Below are 20,231 nucleotides of genomic sequence, written 5' to 3' on the forward strand. Positions count from 1 at the left end.
GAGAACAAGGAGCACCCTAGGGTGCTCCTTTTCTATGGAGGGTTGATCCATCGAAGAGCATCATCGTCCCGGTGTTTAAACCGTGCGACAGTGGATGGTCACGGCGGGTTGTCACCTCGTTGCGGTGGTGCGCGAGCGCGATGGACCGTGACAAGGTGACAGTCGTGAGAGGGCTCTGGCCATGCTTTATACCGTTATCTTCGTTAGCTGCCCATGGGTTTGAGGAGACCTTGTGTTAACCATGAAACCACTGAAAAGCGTGCCGACACATGTTGTCACGGGCTTTCTTGGCAGTGGCAAGAGTCAATTGATTCGGCATTGGATCGAGCAGAAGCCCGAGCATGAGCGCTGGACCATTCTGGTCAATGAGTTTGGTCAGGTCGGGGTCGATCAGGCGCTGCTTGGTAAGACGCCGGGTGTACATGTCCAGGCAGTACCTGGAGGCTGTCTGTGCTGCCAGGTCGCCACGGTGTTTCGCTCGGTGCTGGTTCAGGCACTCCGGCGTGAGCGTCCAGATCGACTGTTGATCGAGCCGTCCGGCCTGGGTCACCCCGCGGGGTTGCTCGAGGTATTGAGATCCGGTGACTTGGCGGACGCGCTAACGCTGCAGGCAGTGGTGGCGGTCCTAGATCCCCGTCGAGTTGCTGACGCTCGGGTGGTGGCACATGACACCTTCAAGCAGCAGCTAGGCGTGGCCGATGCCTGGGTGCTGTCAATGACGGATCTTGTCCGTTCAGACGATCGTGCGGTCTTTGAGCGTTGGCGAGAATGCCAGTCCCAGGTGCCAGACGTCGTCATCCAGAGTGACCACCACGGGTTGCCGTTGAGTTGGTTGCTGGATCTTGCGCCACGCACTCCGCTTGCGGGTGCGCGTGGGGGAGCGAGGCCCGCTGAACACGCACTGGTGGCGCGGTTGCCAAGCGAGGATGTCGAGTCAGTCTTGCCCTTGGCGGGTCCTGGGACTCGCCGTGAGGGGCAAGGACTAGGCTATCGTTCGGTCAGTTGGTGCTGGCACCCTGATGAATCTTTTGAGGAGCAAGGTCTGCATGACTGGTGGCAGGGCTTGCCATCGCCATGTCGTGGCAAGGGGGTCATGCGTACCCTCGCTGGCTGGTTGGTGTTGCCAGCAGGGGAGCAGCGAGAGCGCTGGGGACAGTGGCAGCAAGACTCGCGGCTAGAGCTCATCTGGCCCGTTGATCTGCCGATGGATATCGACGCCTTGAGCTCGGCGCTTGAGGCCTGTCGTGTGACGAAGTAAGGGAGGGCGTCAGCGTTTCTTGCCCATGGGAGCCGCTGGCGGCGTGTTGGTGCCGCCAGTGGTATCTCGCCGGTGCAGACAGGCGGGGCCTGCGCACGATCGGTGCCTTGCTCAGAAGGTGAAGCGATTGAGAGCAGGAGCGCCATCGCCGTCGATGCGTACTTCCCACCCTTCGTTGCTCGACCAGTCGCCGATTACCATGCGTTGGCCCTGGGTCTTGCTGCCATCCGCCGCGGTGAGCGTCAGTGGGTGCACGTCGGGCCTGTGTGTGTGGCCGTGGATCAGGCGCTTTACATCATGCTGTTGCATCGCCGACAGGACTTCGTCAGGTGTCACGTCCATGATGTCGGCGGCCTTCGTGCTATTGGCTTCACCGGATTGCTGACGGAGTTGGCTGGCCAGCGCCAATCGCTCGGGAATCGGCATCGCAAGGATGGAAGCCTGCCACTGGGGATCCCTTGCCTTGGCCCGGAAGGCCATGTAAGCCTCGTCCCGGGTGCAGAGGCTGTCACCATGCATCAACAGCGTCGGTTCACCGCCAAGCTCGATCCGCTGAGGGTCACTCAGCAAGGTGGCACCGGCTCGTTCGGCAAAGTCGCTGCCGAGCAGGAAGTCTCGATTGCCGTGCATCAGGTAGATGCGCGTGCCCCGATCGCTGGCTGCCTTGAGCTGGTCGGCGACCTCGCAGGCGAGGCGGGCATGGCCACTGGGGTCAGCATCCCCCAGCAGCATCAGGTCATCGCCGATCCAGGCGTCGAAGATATCGCCAAGCAGATAGAGATCGACGTCGGTGCCGCGATTTTCCTCGAGCCACGCCAAAAATCCACGGGTAATGTCAGGCGCACCGGGGTGCAGATGGAGATCCGAGATCAGAAGTGTCGTCTTGCCCATGGCGTAATCCTTGACCCTCCAGGCCAAGAGTGGGCCTGGAGGGGCTGAGGTGGGTGTTTAGGCGTCGTCCTTGATATAGGCGCGCTGAATGATCACATCCTCGGCCGGGACGTCAGCGTGCATGCCGCGACGAGTGGTGGAGACACCCTTGATGCGATTGACGACTTCCATGCCCTCGACCACGCGGCCGAAGACGCAGTAGCCCCAGCCTTGCATGTTCTTGCCGGTATGATTCAGGAAATCATTGTCGGCAACGTTGATAAAGAACTGCGCAGTGGCAGAGTGGGGGTCCTGGGTCCGCGCCATGGCGAGGGTGCCAGTCACGTTCTTCAAGCCGTTGTCGGCTTCATTTTCGATCGGAGCGTGGGTCTGCTTCTGCTCGAAGTTGCTGTCGAAGCCACCGCCCTGGACCATGAAGCCGTCGATCACGCGATGGAACAGGGTGCCATCGTAAAAGCCTTCGCGAACGTACTGCTCGAAGTTGGCAGCGGTTTTCGGCGCTTCGTCGTGGTTGAGCTCGATCGTGATGTCGCCGAAATTGGTCTGCAAGATGATCATTGAGTGGTCCTGTTGGGTATGTTGTGCCTGTCGGCACCTTTCTCGTTCTCTGCACGGCTTGGCGCCGTGCCCTAGCGTGACGCTATAATAGCGGTTTTGCTTCGCAGCGCGAAGTCGGGGGGCGACCGCTAGCCCCTCAACGCCCGTACACCACCAGAGGTTGATCCATCAACATGACCACCGAGACAAGCAGCGCGCCGAATTTCATTCGCAACCAGATTCGCGAGGAAATCGAGAGCGGACAGTCGCAGAAGATCGTGACGCGCTTTCCCCCGGAGCCCAATGGCTTTCTGCATATCGGCCACGCCAAGTCAATCTGTCTCAATTTCGGGCTCGCGGAGCAATTCGGTGGTGACTGTCACCTGCGCTTTGATGACACCAACCCGGCCAAGGAAGAACAGGCCTATATTGACGCCATCAAGGAAGACGTCAGCTGGCTTGGCTTTCAGTGGGCGGGGGACATTCGCTTCGCCTCTGACTACTTCGATCAGCTGTACGCCTGGGCGCAGTATCTGATCCAGGAAGGCAAGGCCTATGTCGACGATCTGTCACCAGACGAGATTCGCGAATACCGCGGTACGCTGACCGAGGCTGGCCGCCCAAGCCCGTATCGCGACCGCAGTGCCGACGAGAATCTTGATCTGCTGGAGCGTATGCGCCAGGGCGAGTTCGCCGAAGGCGAGAAGGTATTGCGGGCCAAGATCGACATGGCGTCGCCCAACATCAACCTGCGCGATCCGATCCTCTATCGTATTCGGCATGCCCATCACCACCAGACCGGAGACAAGTGGAAGATCTATCCTTCCTACGACTTCACCCACGGTCAGTCCGATGCCATTGAGGGCATTACGCACTCTGTCTGCACCCTCGAGTTCGAGGACCACCGTCCGTTGTACGAGTGGTTCTTGAATCAGCTGCCAGTGCCGACCAAGCCGCGCCAGATCGAGTTCGCTCGACTCAACCTCAACTACACGCTGACCTCCAAGCGTAAGCTCAAGCTGCTGGTGGACAATGGCATCGTCGAGGGCTGGGACGATCCGCGCATGCCGACCATCTCCGGCATGCGTCGGCGGGGCTATACCCCTGCGTCTTTGCGCAAGTTCTGCGAGATGATCGGGGTGACCCGCGCTGACGGCGGCCTGGTCGATATTGCCATGTTGACCCACGCCATCCGCTCGGATCTCGAGGACAATGCACCTCGCGCCATGTGCGTGCTCAACCCGCTCAAGGTGGTGCTGACGAACGTGGACGAGCACCACGAGGAAGTCTACGAGGTGCCTGGCCACCCCGCCCGTGAAGATATGCCGGTGCGCAAGATCCCGTTTAACCGGGAGCTGTGGATCGACCGCGACGACTTCATGGAAGAGCCGCCCAAGAAGTTCTTCCGTCTGGCGCCCGGGAAGGAAGTCCGCCTGCGCAACAGTTACGTCATACGTTGCGATGAGGTTATCAAGAACGCGGAGGGCGAGATCGAGGAACTGCGCTGCAGTGTTGACTTCGATACCTTGGGCAAGAACCCGGAGGGACGTAAGGTCAAGGGCGTCATCCACTGGGTAAGCGCGCGTCATGGCGTTCCTGTGGAAGTTCGCTTGTACGACAACCTGTTCCTGGTCGAGCAGCCAGACAAGGACAAGGACGCGGATTTCCTCGATCACCTGAACCCAGAGTCGCTGGTGACCGTGAAGGGGATTGGTGAACCGAGCTTGGCCAATGCCGACAATGAAGACCGCTACCAGTTCGAGCGAGTGGGGTACTTCTGCGCCGATCGTCACGACAGCCGTCCAGACCACCTGGTGTTTAACCGCACGGTCGGTCTGAAAGACACCTGGGCCAAGATGCAGAAGAAGGGCTGACATGCAGATCTACAACACGCTGACCCGTACCAAGGAAGTCTTTACACCGATTGAGCCCGGCAAGGTTCGGATGTATGTCTGTGGCATGACGGTGTATGACTTCTGCCATCTTGGCCACGCTCGCGTGATGGTGGCCTTTGACGTCATCAGTCGCTACCTGCGTCATCGTGGCTATGATGTCACCTACGTCCGCAATATCACCGATATCGATGACAAGATCCTGCGTCGCGCCGAGGAGAACGGCGAAAGCATCGGCGAGCTGACCGAGCGCATGATCGATGCCATGCATGAGGACGAGGGCCGCCTGTTCGTTCAGCGTCCTGACCAGGAGCCGCGAGCTACCGGTCATGTTGCCGAGATCATTGCCATGATCGAGGTGCTGATCGGCAAGGGCTTTGCTTATGCTCCGGGCAACGGTGATGTCTATTACCGGGTACGCAAGTTCGAGAATTACGGCAAGCTCAACAACCGTAATCTGGATGAGATGCGTTCGGGCGCCCGCGTCGAGGTGGACGAGCACAAGGAAGATCCTCTCGACTTCGTGCTATGGAAAGGGGCCAAGCCCGGCGAGGCCAGCTGGACGTCGCCGTGGGGCGAAGGTCGTCCCGGCTGGCACATCGAGTGCTCTGCCATGTCCACCTGCTGCCTGGGCAATACCTTCGACATTCATGGTGGGGGGCCGGACCTGACCTTCCCTCACCACGAGAACGAAATCGCGCAGAGCGAGGCGGCAACCGGCCAGCGTTACGTCAACACCTGGATGCATGCCGGGGCGGTCAGGGTCGATAGCGAGAAGATGTCCAAGTCCCTGGGTAACTTCTTCACGATCCGCGAGGTGCTCGAGCAACACGACCCCGAGGTCGTGCGTTTCCTGTTGGTGGCAAGCCATTACCGCAGTGCTATCAACTATGCGCCCGACGCCCTGGGTGAAGCGCGTAAGTCCCTCGAGCGCTTTTATACCGCGCTTGATGGCATCGAGCTTCCTGCAGAAATCGAAGTGGGGCCGGGTGACTATGCCGCGCGCTTTACCGCTGCCATGGATGACGATTTCAACACGCCCGAGGCCCTGTCTGTGCTGTTCGAGCTGGTGCGCGAACTCAATCGTGCCCGCAAGGAGGCGGAGCAGAGCGATGCCAGCACCACGAGCGCTGATGTGGCCGGTCTGGCCCTCGAGTTGAAGCGACTGGGGGGAATACTGGGCCTGTTGACGCAGGAGCCGGCTGCGTTCTTGAGAGGGGGGGCTGTCGATCTGTCTGACGATGAGATCAATGCCCGGATCACTGCGCGCGCCGAGGCGAAGAAGGCTCGCGATTTCGCTGAGGCGGATCGTATCCGCGATGAACTGGCGGCTCAGGGGATCATTCTCAAGGACTCCCGTGAAGGCACCCACTGGGTGGTGGATCGCAGCTGACTGTCGGCCTGGCGACAGTGGCGTCAGGCCGGGCTTCGCGGTGGTAGTGGTACCTGGTGAGGCCAGCTGTCGTCGACCACAAAGATGCGTCGTCCGCTCAACGCGGACGGCGCGTTTTTGTAGGCAGCTTGCCCGCCGCCATCGATGGCAAGAATGTCCTGCTCCACACGGGCAGGGTCATCACACAGCATGACCTGCACGGGAAAGGCGTAGGTGGCGAAGTGGGCGGCCAGGGATCGACTCAGGGTGCTGCGCGGCATCCATTGTGTCGGTGGAGGTGGCGCTAACCAATGGGGCTTGGTCAGGCATGCGCCGAAGCGCAGCGTGTCATGCTGGCGGCATAGCTCGCCCCAGTGACGCCAATGACACCAGATACCCTCGAGAACATGATCGTTCGCCTGTCGAGGAGGCGGCATGTGATGCTGCCATGGGTAAAAAAGCACGCCTGGCATGGCCAGACGGGCCTTGATGGTGTCCTCGACGGGGGTTGGGTTCGTAGCACCGCCTGAACGTCCCTTGCTGCTCGCCAGTGCTTCATTCAACAGCTGTCGCCGGTGTGGTGTGGACAGTAGCGCAAGTTGATGACGCTCCAGGTGGGTCAGCTTCAGGGCCAGGCTGTCGAGCCCCCCGGGGCCGATCCATCTGCTGGTGTCATCCTGGCGGCCTGGCCCTTCTGGCAGGCCGAGAAAATACTTGATGGCGACCTCCAGATGGATCAGGCCGCCGGCGGTATCACGGTAGAGCAGGTCCAGCTCGCCAAGGGTCCGGCGGTCCTCTCGAATAGGCACATTGTGTGCCACCAGTTCGGTGCCCGGTGCCGTGGCCAGCAAAAACTGCCAAAGCGCTTCATGATATTGTCCAAGCCGAGGTAATGACCCCAAGTGGGTGTCCGTGGTCGCAATGGGCAGCGGGTCAAGTGCCTGCAACAGCAGCTGGTGGCGGGCTTTGCGGGTGTGAAGGCCCAGCTCGTCAAGGGTCGGGCGGCCACCCCAGCGTGAGCGCACCAGGTCTGGTGCTTCCAGCAACCAGGCCAGATCACGGCCGGTCGGCGTCAGCGAGCTGACCGCACCCGACTGAGGGGAATGCGGCGTTGAGGATTGGCGGGGCGTGTGTCCCGGCCGATTGGCGCTTGCGGTCTGGCGTGGTGGCATGGTGGACTCACGTTGGCAGAACGTCCTGCAGGCGTTGGGTCATCTCCATATACTTCAGCATACATTCACATGGAATCAGGTGAGAATAATGAAGCGTCCCTTAGTGTCGGCCGCAGTGGTGGCCACGATGTTGAGCTCTGCCGTGGCCACGCAGACCTACGCAGATGATGCTCTGGTGGTGTCGTCCAAGATTGATACCGAAGGGTCCGTTCTTGGCCAGATGATCCTGCAGCGTCTGTCGGCGGCAGGCCTGGAGGTCGAGGATCGACTGCAGCTAGGCGGCACCAGCATCGTGCGTGAGGCGCTGCTCAATGGCGAGATCGACATTTACCCGGAATACACCGGCAATGGCGCCTTCTTTCATGACATGACCGACAGCCCCGTGTGGCACGATGCGCAACAAGCCTACGATACGGTGAAGGCCAAGGATGCCGAGTTGGGCCTGGAATGGCTTACCCCCGCGTCGGCCAACAATACCTATGCGATCAGCGTGCGGGGCGACGTCGCCAGGGAAAACGGACTCGAGACCCTGGAGGACATGGCGAGCTTTATCAATGACGGCGGCGACTACAAGCTGGCCGCCAGTACCGACTTCGTTGAATCTGCCTTCGCCCTGCCTGCCTTCGAAGCGGCCTACGGATTCTCCCTCGACGATGACGACCTGTTGGTGCTTTCCGGTGGTAACACCGCTGCCACCATGCGGGCTGCGGCGCAACAGACCAGCGGCGTCAATTCAGCGATGACCTATGGCACCGATGGGGGCCTGCAGGCGCTGGACCTGGTCGTGATGACGGACACCAAGGGGGTGCAGCCGGTGTATCAGCCAGCTCCGGTGATTCGGCGTGCCGCCCTGGATAACCACCCTGAGATCGCCGCAGCTCTGGCTCCCGTATTCGAGTCGCTGAGCCTGGAAACCTTGCAGCGTCTGAATGGGGATGTGGCCGTCAATGGCCTCGATCCTGCCAAGGTGGCAGCAGATTATCTGGCGACCCTCGAGGACTGATCCATTATCACGACAGTGGCAAGCCGCCGTGGCGGCAATATTGTGTTGCTGACATTGATGGCGCTGGGCCTGCTCGCATGGTGGAGCTTGCCGGTGGCCAGTAGCGCTCCCAACCGCATCGTCCCGGGTGACGCTGTCTATGCCTGGCAAGTGGCGGGGCCGGCGATGGCTGTGCTGGCGAGTCTTCCCATGGCCTTGGCGGGCTGGGTCGCGCGCCAGCCCGATCCTGGATGGCGTTCACTGGGACTCGTGCTGCTGGCACTGTTGGGCCTGCCGTTATGGCTAGTGCTGTGCGTTCATCAACTTGTCGACCCGCAGCTGCCACAGGCGCGCTTGGGCATCGGGGCGGGAGCCTGGTGCACGCTGTTCGTGCTGTTGCTGGCGCTGTTGGATCTGAGGACTCGCCAGCGCTGGCCTGTAGGGCTGTACATTGCTTGCCTCTGCGTACCGCTGATCGTCACCGCGCTATGTCTTCCTCTTGGTCTCGATCGTCTCGCCCTGTGGCAGGAGTATCGGGGGCGGGCGGACGACTTCTGGCTAGCGGTGGGGGAACACCTGTTGCTGGTCGGGGCGACGGTGGCGCTTAGCCTGGCATTGGGCGCTGCACTGGCCCTGTTGATGCGTCGCCTTCCAGCGCTGCAGCGCGCCGGGTTTGGGGTGCTCAATTTCATGCAGACGATTCCCAGCCTGGCCCTGTTTGGACTGCTGTTAGGGCCCCTGGCCTGGGCCGCGCAGCGTTTTCCGTGGCTGGATCAGCTCGGTATCAGTGGCATCGGTTGGGCGCCGGCCTTGGTGGCTCTGGTGGCCTACAGCCTGTTGCCGATGGTGCGTAATACCTTTGTGGCGCTGGAGGGTGTCGATCGTTGGGTGATTGAGGCTGCACGAGGCATGGGCATGAGTCGAGGGCAGATGTTCTGGCAGGTGCGCTTGCCATTGGCGCTGCCGGTGCTGCTCGAAGGCGTGCGGATTACCACGGTGCAGGCTATCGGCCTGACGGCGGTGGCCGCGCTGATCGGTGCCGGCGGGCTTGGACGTTTTATTTTCCAGGGATTGGGGCAAGCGGCTATGGACCTGGTGCTGCTCGGAGCACTTCCCATCCTGGTCATGGCCATGCTGGCCGATGGTGTGTTGGGTAATCTTTCACGGCGTCTTGGTCGGGGAGTCACACGATGATCGAACTCATTCATATCACTAAGCGGTTCGATCATACCGTGGCGGTGGATGATGTTTCGCTGAAAATAGACGGCGGTGAGTTTTGCTGTCTGGTGGGGACGTCAGGCTGCGGTAAGTCGACCACGTTGAAGATGATCAATCGATTGATTGAACATAGCGAGGGTGAGATTCACATCGACCAAAAGCCCATTCGCAGTTTTCGCGAGGACGTGCTCAGGCGCCGTATTGGCTATGCGATTCAGAGCACTGGGCTGTTCCCTCACTGGACGGTCGCTCGCAATATTGGTCTGGTGCCGCGTCTGCTCAAGTGGCCGAAGTCGCGCATCGATGCTCGGGTAGAGGAGTTGATGTCGCTGCTTGGCCTGTCCATGGCCGACTACGCCGACAAGTATCCGGACCAGCTGTCCGGGGGACAGGCTCAGCGAGTGGGCGTGGCCAGGGCATTGGCAGCGGACCCGGACATTCTGCTGATGGACGAACCCTTTGGCGCCCTGGATCCGATCACCAGGGAGACACTGCAGCTGGAGCTGCGGGATCTCCAGGCGCGGCTGGGCAAGACCATTGTCTTCGTGACTCACGATATGGATGAGGCGCTGCGGCTGGCGGATCGCCTGGTGGTGATGCATGAAGGTCGCATCGTTCAGCAGGGCCATCCGCTGCAGCTACTGCGCGAGCCTGCCAATGACTTTGTCGCTTCGCTGTTGGGTGGGGAAGACCGTGGTCTCAAAGAGGCTGCGCTGTTGCCCGTCAGCGAGCGAATGGTGCCCCTTGGGGCAGGTGGAGTGGCTCGTGAACGCATCGATCAGACCGCTTCGCTTCGCGAGGCACTGTCGGTCATGCTGTGGCGGCGAGTCGAGCGGCTGGCGGTTGTCGATGACGACGACATCCCGATCGGTGAGCTTAACTTCCGGCGCCTGGTGGGAGCCCGCGTCAATGACTGATGTCCTGACACGACGTTGGCTGATGCCTTTCGTCTGGTGCGCGCTATTGCTGGTCGGATGTCTGGCCATGTCCTTGTTCGAACCCGTCTTTCGTTGGCTTGAGCCCGACAGCCGAGACGTGGTTTACGCTCGGGTGGACTTTCTCGTCTTGCTGGGCCGTCATTTGTTGGTGGTGACCATCGCAGCTGCGTTGGCCACGCTGTTGGGCGTGCTAGGCGCGATTGCCGTGACCCGCCCGGCTGGGCGAGAGTTCCTGCCACTGGTCGCGCAAGTGGCATCGCTGGGCCAGACGTTCCCCCCCGTGGCGGTGCTGGCGCTGGCGGTACCGGTACTTGGCTTTGGCACCTTGCCCATCGTGGTGGCGCTGTTGCTTTACGGTCTGTTGCCCATCGTGCGTAACACCCTGGCCGGTATCGAGGGTATCTCACCTTCGGTACTGGAGGCGGCCCGGGGGATGGGCATGACCGGCGGCCAAATCCTACGCCAGGTGGAGCTTCCGCTTGCTGCGCCGGTCATCCTGGCGGGTATTCGCACCTCCGTGACGATCAATATCGCGACGGCAGCCCTGGGAGCCACGGTCGGTTCGAGCAACCTCGGTGATCCCATCATCTCTGGCATCGTGAACGGCAATACGGCTTACATCGTGCAGGGTGCCTTGTTGATCGCACTGCTGGCGTTGGCAGTCGATAGCGTGTTCGCACGACTTTCCTCGCGTTAGACGCTCTACGCTCGTTAGACGTCTCCCTACCGTTAGACGTTCTTCTTCTCCCGCTGGCGCACCGACGGCCTGCCTTGCAGGCTGTTTGGACGGTGCGTCTGTTCGTAGGCTGCCGGAGCTATTGCTGAAGGCTGGGTGGTTACCAGCATGATGTTCTGGCTATCACGCTAGCGACCGCTGTTATCGCCTAGATTTTCGACCAAAGTCGTGGCTAGTCACGTGAATCAGTTTACGTTAACGTCAACAACGTGCGTTGACCCCACTATGGGCGATCCCCTGGTAGGGGGAAGAAATAACGACAACACTGCCCCCATAAGGGGCAAAGGAACAGCGCGATGACAACGACCGCACAAACGCATAGCCCGGACTTCCTGGCTGGCGACGAATACTCGATTGCGACCTATGCCGTTCTTTCTCAGGACGGCACCCTGTACGACGGCGCCGAAGGCCCGGCACTGGAGCGTGACCAGGCATTGCGTATCTATCGTGCCATGCTGGCCACGCGGGTTCTGGACGAGCGTATGTTGGCGGCTCAGCGCCAGGGACGCCTCAGCTTCTACATGCAATGCACCGGGGAAGAAGCCGCTGTCATCGGCAGCGCCGCGGCCCTGGATGACGCTGACATGATCATGGCCCAGTACCGTGAGCAGGGCGCCCTGATGTACCGTGGGTTCAGTTTTGATGAGTTCATGAATCAGCTGTTCGGTAACGAGCTGGACTATGGCAAGGGACGCCAGATGCCGATCCACTATGGGTCGCGCAAGCTGCACTACATGACCATCTCGTCGCCGCTGGCGACTCAGATTCCCCAAGCCACGGGTTTTGCCTATGGGCAAAAGTTGGCCGGCGATGGCCTGTGCACCATTGTCTATTTTGGTGAGGGTGCCGCGTCAGAGGGCGACTTCCACGCAGCCCTCAACATGGCTGCAGTGCATGAAGCGCCGGTCATCTTCTTTTGCCGCAATAACGGCTATGCCATCTCTACCCCATCCGTCGAACAGTTTGCCGCCGATGGGGTGGCACCTCGAGCCCTGGGTTATCGCATGCATGTGATCCGGGTCGATGGCAATGATGTGCTGGCGGTCTACCGGGCTACCGAGCTGGCCAGAAAGATCGCGGTGGAAGACAACAAGCCGGTATTGATCGAAGCCATGACCTACCGTCTGGCGGCCCACAGTTCTTCGGATGATCCCTCCGGCTACCGCTCGCGCAAGGAAGAGGACGCCTGGCGCGCCAAGGATCCTATCCGTCGCATGCAGCTGTGGCTCGAAGCCCAGGGCTGGTGGGACGAAGAGCAGGAGAAGGCGCTGCAGGACGAACTGCGGCGTGAGGTGCTCGACACCATGAAGCGCGCTGAGAAGCGGCCGCCACCTCCCATCGACTCGATGGTCACCGATGTATATGCCGATGTGACGCCTGCCTTGCAGCGTCAGCTTGATGAGTTGAAGCGGCACGTCCGTCGCTATCCCGATGCGTACCCCCGGGGAGCACGTTCCCTGGATCCTGCGTTAGGCCAGGATGATGACAGCCAGGGAGGAGACTGACATGCCTACCATCAACATGCTGCAGGCCATCAACCAGGCAGTCGACATTGCCATGGCCGAAGACGACAACGTGTTGTGCTTCGGCGAGGACGTGGGAGGCTTTGGCGGGGTCTTCCGTGCTACCAGTCATTTGCAGGAAAAGTACGGCAAGGCGCGCTGCTTCAACACCCCGCTGGTCGAGCAGGGGATCATCGGCTTTGCCAACGGTCTCGCTGCCCAGGGCTCGGTGCCAGTGGCCGAAATCCAGTTCGCCGACTACATCTTTCCGGCGTTCGACCAGATAGTGAATGAAACGGCCAAGTTTCGCTTTCGTTCAGGGGACCTGTTCAATGTCGGTGGGATGACCATTCGGACTCCCTACGGCGGCGGCATTTCAGGCGGGCTCTATCACTCCCAGTCCCCTGAGGCTTATTTCGCCCACACCCCGGGGTTAAAGATTGTCGTACCCCGTAATCCCTATGAGGCCAAGGGACTGCTGCTGGCTGCGATCCGGGATCCGGATCCTGTGCTGTTCTTCGAGCCCAAGCGCCTGTATCGCGCCTCGACCGGTGACGTGCCTGAAGGCGATTATCAGCTGCCTATCGGGGAGGCTGAGGTAATCAAGGAGGGAGCCGACGTCACAGTGCTGGGCTGGGGCGCCCAGATGGAGGTCATCGAGCGTGCGGTCGAGATGGCAGAGAAGGAAGGCATCTCCTGTGAGGTCATTGACCTGCGCACCATTCTTCCCTGGGATGAGGACACAGTGGTCGAATCCGTGCTCAAGACCGGCCGGCTGGTGATTACCCATGAGGCGCCTCGCACCGGTGGTTTCGCCGGCGAGATTGCGGCGACGATCCAGGAGCGCTGCTTCCTCTATCTGGAGTCGCCGATTCGACGGGTGACCGGGCTGGATACGCCATTTCCGCTGATCCTGGAGAAAGAGTACCTGCCCGATCACTTGAAGATCTATGAAGCCATCACCGCCTCACTCCACTACTGAGACGGCGCCGGGAGAGTCACGAAATGACGGAATTCAAGCTTCCTGACATCGGCGAAGGGATCGTCGAGTGTGAGGTCATGGAGTGGAAGATCGCCGAGGGCGATCGCATCGAAGAGGATCAGCCGGTCGTCGAGGTCATGACCGACAAGGCGCTGGTGGAGATTACCGCTCCCGAGGCTGGCGTGGTCACTCGCCTGCATGTGGCCAAAGGGGAAATGGCGCGTGTTCATGCTCCGCTGTTTGCCTATCAGGGTGACTCGGAGGCTGCTGCTGGCGATGCCAACGAGGCGGGCGGTGATGCGCTCAATGGACAGCAGGACGCGGCCTGCTCCGCAGAGACTGCGCCTGCTGCCACAGCGTCGAACAGACGCCGGGTGGACTTTGTGCTGCCGGACATTGGTGAGGGCATCGTCGAGTGTGAGGTGGTCGAATGGCACGTTGCTGTCGGTGACTCGATCTGTGAAGACCAGCGCCTGGTCGACGTCATGACCGACAAGGCCATGGTCGAGATCACCGCCCCCGAGGACGGTGTGGTCGAGGCGCTGTATGCAGAGAAGGGCGACATGGCGAAGGTACATGCGCCGCTGTTCGGGTATCTTGCCGATGGCGTGGAAGAAGGGCCCGCTGGGCCAGCCGCGCAGGCAGCTCCCGCTGACAGCGCCGAGTCCCGGCCCATCGCTGAGGGATCGAGCGCATCAGCAACCATCGCTGGCGCGGCCACTCGCGAGCAGCGCGCTCATGAAGCGCGGGGTGCTGGGCGCGGAGCCTTCGGCCGAGTGCCGGCCAGTCCGGCAGTGCGCAGGCTGGTGCGGGAGCATCAACTTCGTCTGGAAGAGGTGCCGGGCAGTGGTCGCGACGGTCGCGTGCTCAAGCATGATGTACTGGCCTTCCTGGAGCAGGGGCAGCAGGTGGACGACAAGCAACAGCGTGACGCTTCGCATCAGCCCGTCCAAGCGGACCGCTCTGAGTCGTCGGCGGTGGAGCGCAGCGAGCCATTGCGCGGCGTGCGTGCAGCCATGGCAAAGCAGATGGTCACGGCGGCCAGCACGGTTCCCCATTTTCAGTATGGGGAGGAGATCGATGTCACCGAGCTTCTGGCGCTGCGTGAGAGGTTGAAACCTGTCACGGAGAAGCAAGAGATACGGCTGACAGTGATGCCATTCTTCATCAAGGCGCTGGCGCTGGCATTGAAGGACTACCCGATTGTGCAGGCGAGACTTGATGATCAGGTCACGCAGATTCTTTACCCCAGCCAGTGCAATGTGGGCATGGCGGTAGATGGCAAGGCCGGCTTGATGGTACCGAACATCAAGGGTTGTGAACGCCTGACGCTGCTCGAGATTGCCGGTGAGGTACAGCGACTTACCTCCGCGGCGCGGGAAGGGCGCGTGTCCGCGTCAGATCTCAAGGGTGGGACCATCAGTATCTCCAACATTGGCGCGATCGGGGGCACCTATGCGGCGCCTATCATCAACGTACCCGAGTCCGCGATTGTTGCCATCGGCAAGACCCAGTGGCTACCGCGTTTTGATGACGCGGGCAATGTGATGCGGCGCGCCATCATGACGGCGACCTGGGCGGGCGACCATCGCTTGCTTGACGGTGGCACCATTGCACGCTTCTGCAACGCCTGGAAGGGGTATCTTGAAGCCCCTGAAAGCATGTTGCTGCACCTGGCCTGATCAGGTTCACTGTAGGCTACCTGGGGCCAGGCGTGAGGCGCGCCTGGCGCCTGGGGTAGGGTGGAGGAAGCACCATGGCCCCAGCACCGTTGCAGCAGTTCTACATTCCGGAAGATCAGTCCATCTACCTGTTGAGTCAGGACGATGCACGCAAGCTGAAGGAATGGGTCGCGCTGTGTCAGCAGCAGCTGGAGCAGCTGGGCTATCGACAGATCGAGCTGATCGGCAAGGGTGCCTACGGGTTTGTCTTCGCCGGCATCAGCGCCGAACAGCACCACTACGTCTTCAAGTTCACCCGGGTAACCTTGCCCCAGCACCTGCAGGACAGGCTGGAGGAGGAAGCCTTCATGCTTGAGCAGGTGGTCCATCCCCGAGTGCCTGCCCTGGTGGCCTATCAGCGGGTGCGGCATCAGCCCATCCTGGTGATGGAGCGTGCACCAGGTATCAATCTCGAAGAAGTCTCGCTGCAACAAGGGCGCCTGTCGCCGCGTCTGGTGATACGGATTGCCACTCAGCTGGCCGATATCCTGCGTGAGCTGCGACGGGAGACATCTCCCGCGGGGGCGCCACGGCGGCCAGTCGTGCATGGCGATATCAAACCCTCCAACCTGGTCTTCGATGCCCGCGACGAGACGGTGGCGCTGATCGACTGGGGCTCTTCGGTCTTTGCTCAGCTGGATGCCCGACGCCAGTTTGTCAGCGCCAATGTGATGGAACTGATGTCAGACAACCTGCAGCAGACCAATGCCCGTCTAGGCGACGTCTACTTCATCGGTGAAGAGCAGCTGGGAGGGGCCCTTTCATCGCCGCGATTTGACGAGCAGGGTGCCGCCGGGACCCTTTATGCGCTGGCGTCCGCACAATCCTGCCGGTTTGGTCATCGCGCTATTCCGGCCACGTCGTTGGGTCTTCCGATGGAGTTTGCCAGGACCCTGGATGGCATGCTTGACCCTGATCCGGAGGTCAGGCTCAAGGCGGGTGATCACTTTATCGCCGAGATGCCGCGGATGGGACGCCTGGTCATGCTGGAGCTCCCTTTGCCACAGGAATCACCGCTGGTGCCGGTGTGGAGTCGTCCCGCCCGACGGGAGATTGACACGGTGGTCTACAGCTCACGCAAGGCCTTTCTGCGGGAAGAGGGGGTCGAGGAGACCTTGGCCGACGTCAACGACGTCCAGCTTGACCGCTACTACCGTAACTTCATGCAGGGCATGGGGGAGACGGAGAAGGCGTTTCTGGCAGCGGTCAGCCGGCTGGGCAAATACCCTGTCGTGGGAGGACTCGCCGTTCGTTGGGAAGCGGATGGCGTCTACATCGACTCGTCGCTGAACGTACATGACCCGCAGGTGAAAGTGGCGTTCGTGGCCGCCGTCAACAACATGGTCACGCTGGCGCGCGCGATACACCGCCGGGGCATCTTTAAAAGCTGTCTGTTCAACGCAAGAGACACCTTGCATCTGGAACGCAGCTCTCCCGAACATCCTTTCGTGGTGGACCCGGGGCTTGCCCTGTCCTACGAGGTCAGTGCCGTCCCTGAGCTGGAGGATCGCTCTCGCCTGCACAGCTACTTTGAAGATGGTCCCGATCCTGAAGAGCTACTGGTGTTACCCGACGCCATCATCAGTTCGCTGCAGGCGCTCAATGATATTCATCACACCGGAATGATCATCTTCGAGGTGCTGCCTTCACACCTGAAAATTCATCATCACTACCGATTGCTGGATCCGTCGAGAGAGCAGCAGTTCAGGGACTGTCTGGAAGATATTGTGGATGCGGTGAAACTGATAGAAGGGTTGGGCATCTCAGGATTCATGAAGATGCCGTACAAGGATACCCGGTTCTTCCCCCATGTGGCCCGTCAGCCCGAACGCTACTATCCCCGAGACCCCCGTGCCGCTCTGGCGCGAGCGCAAGAGTCCCGGGAAAGGACGACGCTGGCGAAAGGTCAGGCGCCTAGCCCGCTTTCTCGCAGCAGTTGATCAATGGAGCGTTCGGCGCGCTCGCTGCCGGCGCCGTGCTGTGCCAGCTCTGCCTCAAGTACCTCGGCACCCTCGCTGACCAGACGCTCGATCAGAGCCGCCTTGGTCATGCCCGTGCGCTCTGCCAGTAGGTCCAGGCGAGCCTCCAGCTCCCGTGAAAATCTCAGTAAGTGGGGCATGATGTCTCTCCGGTGGCGACGCAAGCGTCATACATGTTCATGGAAAGCATAGGATTACCCGATGACACTGCGGTGACAAGCCCTAAGGAAACAATGAATGCCTGCACCGCCGATTCGCTGCGTTACGCGCTGCTCGAACTCCCCATCTCTACCGCCTAGGCTCCGGATTCTGCGCTGTGGGCGCCTTTCGCCGCTCAGCTGATGCACGCAGCGCGTCCCTAGCGATGATGGACCTTGCAGCCGCCGCTGTCTTCCTCACCTCCGAGGTAACAGCGCCGGCCCAGTCGGGGGGAGTCAGGCTTCAGCTCAGTCCACGTTTGGCCATCACGTCGGTGATGATGGGTACCGGGGTCATCAAATGGTCCCGCATCATCTGTCGCGCTTTCTGAGTGTGTCGTGACAGCACTGCCTCGGTCAGTGCTGCGTGCTCATCGCGTTTGGCGGCCAGGGCCTGGCTCGAGAAAACGGTCTCGCGCAGCCACAGGTGTCGATAGCGCTCTACCTGGTCGAACAGTGCTTCGCGCACCTGCATCAGGTGAGGTGAGTTGCAGCCGGCCACAATGGCACTGTGGTACGCCTTGTGGCGCTTGTCCCACAGATCCAGCAGCTCATCAGAGGAGCTGACGCTTTCCACCTTGGCCAGGGTATGGGCGGTGGCAATGATATTGGCTTCCCAGCGATCATCGCCACGCTGAATGGCCAGTTCGAGCATCAGTCCCTCAAGTTGGGCACGGGCGTCGTAGAGATCTGCCAGCTCCGCCAGGGACATGGGGGCTACGCGATAGCCGCGCTGGCTGATCGCCACCACCAGGCGATCAGCGACCAATTGGGAGAGCGCTTCCCGCAAGGGACCGACGCCCAGCTCATAACGCTCCTTGAGTCCCGCCATGAGGAGTTTTTCCCCGGGCGCGAAGGTGCCCCGAATAATGTCTTGCTTCAGCCAGCGGTAGGCGCTGATGGCGAGGTTCTGCTTGGGTGAGTCTTCCATCTCGTGGCCCGTCCATGTATCACGCCGCCATCTTACCTGAATGGCGCAGCGCTCGACATTCGCCTAAGGCCTTGGGTGTGCCGACGGGTTAGCCATCGCCCCGGGTGTCGTTCAGGGGGGCTGGTTCAGAGTGTCTCAGTCTCGTGGGCGCCGCAGTTCGGACCAGGCCGCAAAGGTGCTCAGAAACACTCGCCCGGTCAGGGCATCGAGGAAGTCGGAGTGCTTCAGACGGTCCATGACCGGCCCCTTGATCTCGGCCAGGTGCAGCGTGACCCGTGAGTCCTTGAGCCTGGCGTTGATGGCGTCAAGGCTCTCCAGCGCGGAAGCGTCGATCAGGTTGACGGCGGAACAGATCAGCACGACATCGCTGAGCTCCGGGCGTTGGGTCACCAGCGAGTAGAGCGTGTCCTCCAGATAACGTGCGTTGGCGAAGTACAGGCTCTCATCGACGCGAAACAGCGCCAGGTGACTGACAGTCTCGACCTCGTGACGGGTGACCGAGCGGAAGTGCTCGCTGCCGGGGATGCGCCCCACGATAGCGCTATGGGGCTTGCTGGTGCGATACAGGAACAAGGCGATGGACAGGCTGACCCCCGCGATGATACCGGCCTCGACACCTTCCACCAGGGTCAGCAGCATGGTCACCGCCAACGCTGAAAAGTCGCTGCGTGAGTAGCGCCAGGTCTGACGCAGCAGTGGGATATCTACCAAAGTGAGAATCGCCACGGTGATGGTCGCGGCAAGCGTTGCAATCGGCAGGTACTCGAGCAGCGGCGTCAATGCCAGGGTTACCGTGCCAATGCCAAGCGCCGCAAACAGTCCAGCCATGGGCGTGCGGGCACCGGACTCCTGGTTGATGACCGTGCGTGACAGTCCTCCCGTGACCGGCATGCCCGCACTGAAGGCAGCGGCCAGATTGGCTGCCCCCAGGCCGATCAATTCCTGGTTGGGTGCGATACGCTCACGGCGCTTGGCGGCCAGCATCTGGGCCATGGAGATCGATTCGACGAAGCCCACTACGCTGATCAGCATGGCGGGTACCAGCAACGCGTGCCATAGCGGCAGATCAATGTTCGGCATGGCGAGGGAGGGTAGACCAGCGGGGATCTGACCTACGGTGGCGACCCCGTAGCGGGCCAGGTCAAGCTGCCAGCTGAGGAGCGTCGTCACTACCACCGCCACCACCGGACCCGCCTTGACCAGCAACCTGGCCAGGCCCTCAGGTAGCCGCAGCGCGGTCAGGGCGGCCACGCCGTATCCGCGCATCAGCCATAGCGACAGCAGGGTCGAGGCGCCTACCGCCAGGGTCGGCCAGTTGATGTGATCCAACTGCTGTACCTGATGGGTGATCAGCGCCAATGCGGTGTAGCCGCCGGCATCAATGCCGAGCAAGTGCGACAGCTGGCTGATCGCGATCAGCAGGCCTGACGCCGACAGAAACCCTCCGATGACCGGGTGGCTCAGGAAATTGGCGAAGAAGCCAAGACGCAGAAAGCCCATCAGCGTTAGCATGAGGCCGGACAGCAGGGCCAGGACCAAGGCGGCTTCGATATACGCGGATGTCCCCTGGGTTGCCACATTGGACAGCGCCGCCCCCGTCATCAGAGCGATGATGGCGACCGGGCCAACGGCGAGAGAGCGACTGGTGCCGAGCACGGCGTAGGCCACCGCCGGCAGCAGGCTGGCGTAGAGTCCGACGACCGCGGGAAGTCCAGCCAAGATGGCATAGGCGAGTGACTGGGGAATCACCATGACAGTGACGATGATCCCTGCCAGGAGGTCGCTCCCACACAGTCGCGGCGTATAGTGTGGCAGCCAGGCCAGGATAGGAATGTAGCGCTTGAGCATGGGCAGATTGACGTCCTGGTCTTGGTGAAGTGGCGGCGTAGCGACTTGTCTGATCGACCCTCATCGGCCATGGCT

At 61.2% G+C, this 20,231-nt stretch carries 17 protein-coding genes; 11 read left to right on the forward strand and 6 right to left on the reverse strand.

All coding sequences use genetic code 11. The features are described from left to right. The first annotated feature begins 241 nt into the window (after window positions 1-241). Window positions 242-1,258, forward strand: coding sequence for a CobW family GTP-binding protein (locus KUW18_RS14390; RefSeq protein WP_222561734.1), 1,017 nt, complete (start codon window positions 242-244; stop codon window positions 1,256-1,258). A gap of 111 nt (window positions 1,259-1,369) precedes the next feature. On the opposite strand, the gene KUW18_RS14395 is transcribed toward KUW18_RS14390, so the two are convergent. Beyond that, the gene (locus tag KUW18_RS14395; RefSeq protein ID WP_206939039.1) at window positions 1,370-2,149 is read right to left on the reverse strand and encodes a UDP-2,3-diacylglucosamine diphosphatase; all 780 of its coding nucleotides are present in this window, start codon (window positions 2,147-2,149) and stop codon (window positions 1,370-1,372) included. A 57-nt stretch (window positions 2,150-2,206) separates the two neighbouring features. Beyond that, complete coding sequence (locus KUW18_RS14400; protein WP_206939037.1) at window positions 2,207-2,707, reverse strand: peptidylprolyl isomerase; 501 nt, start codon at window positions 2,705-2,707, stop codon at window positions 2,207-2,209. A gap of 173 nt (window positions 2,708-2,880) precedes the next feature. Between KUW18_RS14400 and KUW18_RS14405 the strand changes: the two genes are divergently transcribed. Then, complete coding sequence (locus KUW18_RS14405; RefSeq protein ID WP_222483308.1) at window positions 2,881-4,560, forward strand: glutamine--tRNA ligase/YqeY domain fusion protein; 1,680 nt, start codon at window positions 2,881-2,883, stop codon at window positions 4,558-4,560. Between the two features lies 1 nt (window position 4,561). Beyond that, window positions 4,562-5,971, forward strand: coding sequence for a cysteine--tRNA ligase (gene cysS / locus KUW18_RS14410; RefSeq protein ID WP_222561735.1), 1,410 nt, complete (start codon window positions 4,562-4,564; stop codon window positions 5,969-5,971). Between the two features lie 23 nt (window positions 5,972-5,994). Here the strand turns inward: cysS and KUW18_RS14415 are convergent, their stop codons facing one another. Beyond that, window positions 5,995-7,122 (reverse strand): DUF1853 family protein, encoded by a 1,128-nt coding sequence (locus tag KUW18_RS14415; RefSeq protein ID WP_222561736.1) that lies wholly within the window; start codon window positions 7,120-7,122, stop codon window positions 5,995-5,997. A gap of 88 nt (window positions 7,123-7,210) precedes the next feature. On the opposite strand from KUW18_RS14415, the gene KUW18_RS14420 reads away from it, so the two are divergent. The 8 genes from KUW18_RS14420 (at window position 7,211) to KUW18_RS14455 (ending at window position 17,141) form a co-directional block, all read left to right on the forward strand. Further along, entirely contained in the window at window positions 7,211-8,125 is a 915-nt protein-coding gene (locus KUW18_RS14420) for a glycine betaine ABC transporter substrate-binding protein (RefSeq protein ID WP_222561737.1), read from the forward strand. A 42-nt stretch (window positions 8,126-8,167) separates the two neighbouring features. After that, entirely contained in the window at window positions 8,168-9,298 is a 1,131-nt protein-coding gene (locus tag KUW18_RS14425; protein ID WP_315900674.1) for an ABC transporter permease, read from the forward strand. Continuing rightward, complete coding sequence (locus tag KUW18_RS14430; protein ID WP_222163768.1) at window positions 9,295-10,239, forward strand: ABC transporter ATP-binding protein; 945 nt, start codon at window positions 9,295-9,297, stop codon at window positions 10,237-10,239. Before KUW18_RS14425 ends, KUW18_RS14430 begins: the two co-directional genes overlap by 4 nt. Further along, entirely contained in the window at window positions 10,232-10,957 is a 726-nt protein-coding gene (locus tag KUW18_RS14435) for an ABC transporter permease (RefSeq protein ID WP_206939025.1), read from the forward strand. The genes KUW18_RS14430 and KUW18_RS14435 overlap by 8 nt, the downstream gene beginning before the upstream one ends. Before the next feature lie 335 nt (window positions 10,958-11,292). Further along, window positions 11,293-12,501 carry a thiamine pyrophosphate-dependent dehydrogenase E1 component subunit alpha gene (locus tag KUW18_RS14440; RefSeq protein WP_206939022.1) on the forward strand — a complete coding sequence of 403 codons (1,209 nt, stop codon included), beginning with the start codon at window positions 11,293-11,295 and terminating at the stop codon, window positions 12,499-12,501. Between the two features lies 1 nt (window position 12,502). After that, the gene (locus tag KUW18_RS14445) at window positions 12,503-13,480 is read left to right on the forward strand and encodes an alpha-ketoacid dehydrogenase subunit beta (protein WP_222561738.1); all 978 of its coding nucleotides are present in this window, start codon (window positions 12,503-12,505) and stop codon (window positions 13,478-13,480) included. A 23-nt stretch (window positions 13,481-13,503) separates the two neighbouring features. After that, on the forward strand, window positions 13,504-15,162 hold the full coding sequence (locus KUW18_RS14450) for a dihydrolipoyllysine-residue acetyltransferase (RefSeq protein WP_222561739.1): 1,659 nt from the start codon (window positions 13,504-13,506) through the stop codon (window positions 15,160-15,162). Window positions 15,163-15,236: 74 nt separating this feature from the next. Then, complete coding sequence (locus tag KUW18_RS14455) at window positions 15,237-17,141, forward strand: protein kinase domain-containing protein (protein ID WP_222561740.1); 1,905 nt, start codon at window positions 15,237-15,239, stop codon at window positions 17,139-17,141. On the opposite strand, the gene KUW18_RS14460 is transcribed toward KUW18_RS14455, so the two are convergent. The 3 genes from KUW18_RS14460 to KUW18_RS14470 all read right to left on the reverse strand — a co-directional run bounded on the left by KUW18_RS14460 (window position 17,108) and on the right by KUW18_RS14470 (window position 20,156). Next, entirely contained in the window at window positions 17,108-17,320 is a 213-nt protein-coding gene (locus KUW18_RS14460) for a ribbon-helix-helix protein, CopG family (protein ID WP_206939008.1), read from the reverse strand. The two genes, KUW18_RS14455 and KUW18_RS14460, sit on opposite strands and share 34 nt — an antisense overlap. A gap of 301 nt (window positions 17,321-17,621) precedes the next feature. Next, a complete protein-coding gene (csiR, locus tag KUW18_RS14465; RefSeq protein WP_206939004.1) occupies window positions 17,622-18,308 on the reverse strand; it encodes a DNA-binding transcriptional regulator CsiR in 687 nt (228 codons plus the stop codon). A gap of 135 nt (window positions 18,309-18,443) precedes the next feature. Beyond that, window positions 18,444-20,156, reverse strand: coding sequence for a SulP family inorganic anion transporter (locus KUW18_RS14470; protein ID WP_222561741.1), 1,713 nt, complete (start codon window positions 20,154-20,156; stop codon window positions 18,444-18,446). Window positions 20,157-20,231 lie beyond the last annotated feature (75 nt).

Source organism: Halomonas sp. DP5Y7-2 (assembly GCF_019802025.1).
Classification (GTDB): Bacteria; Pseudomonadota; Gammaproteobacteria; order Pseudomonadales; family Halomonadaceae; genus Halomonas; species Halomonas litopenaei_A.

Coding starts and splice junctions, on each gene's coding strand:
- KUW18_RS14445 (WP_222561738.1), top strand. CDS start 12,503: ATGCCTACCATCAACATGCTGCAGGCCATCAACCAGGCAGTCGACATT.
- KUW18_RS14395 (WP_206939039.1), bottom strand. CDS start 2,149: ATGGGCAAGACGACACTTCTGATCTCGGATCTCCATCTGCACCCCGGT.
- KUW18_RS14400 (WP_206939037.1), bottom strand. CDS start 2,707: ATGATCATCTTGCAGACCAATTTCGGCGACATCACGATCGAGCTCAAC.
- cysS (WP_222561735.1), top strand. CDS start 4,562: ATGCAGATCTACAACACGCTGACCCGTACCAAGGAAGTCTTTACACCG.
- KUW18_RS14435 (WP_206939025.1), top strand. CDS start 10,232: ATGACTGATGTCCTGACACGACGTTGGCTGATGCCTTTCGTCTGGTGC.
- KUW18_RS14455 (WP_222561740.1), top strand. CDS start 15,237: ATGGCCCCAGCACCGTTGCAGCAGTTCTACATTCCGGAAGATCAGTCC.
- KUW18_RS14430 (WP_222163768.1), top strand. CDS start 9,295: ATGATCGAACTCATTCATATCACTAAGCGGTTCGATCATACCGTGGCG.
- KUW18_RS14420 (WP_222561737.1), top strand. CDS start 7,211: ATGAAGCGTCCCTTAGTGTCGGCCGCAGTGGTGGCCACGATGTTGAGC.
- KUW18_RS14470 (WP_222561741.1), bottom strand. CDS start 20,156: ATGCTCAAGCGCTACATTCCTATCCTGGCCTGGCTGCCACACTATACG.
- csiR (WP_206939004.1), bottom strand. CDS start 18,308: ATGGAAGACTCACCCAAGCAGAACCTCGCCATCAGCGCCTACCGCTGG.
- KUW18_RS14390 (WP_222561734.1), top strand. CDS start 242: ATGAAACCACTGAAAAGCGTGCCGACACATGTTGTCACGGGCTTTCTT.
- KUW18_RS14405 (WP_222483308.1), top strand. CDS start 2,881: ATGACCACCGAGACAAGCAGCGCGCCGAATTTCATTCGCAACCAGATT.
- KUW18_RS14460 (WP_206939008.1), bottom strand. CDS start 17,320: ATGCCCCACTTACTGAGATTTTCACGGGAGCTGGAGGCTCGCCTGGAC.
- KUW18_RS14440 (WP_206939022.1), top strand. CDS start 11,293: ATGACAACGACCGCACAAACGCATAGCCCGGACTTCCTGGCTGGCGAC.
- KUW18_RS14450 (WP_222561739.1), top strand. CDS start 13,504: ATGACGGAATTCAAGCTTCCTGACATCGGCGAAGGGATCGTCGAGTGT.
- KUW18_RS14415 (WP_222561736.1), bottom strand. CDS start 7,122: ATGCCACCACGCCAGACCGCAAGCGCCAATCGGCCGGGACACACGCCC.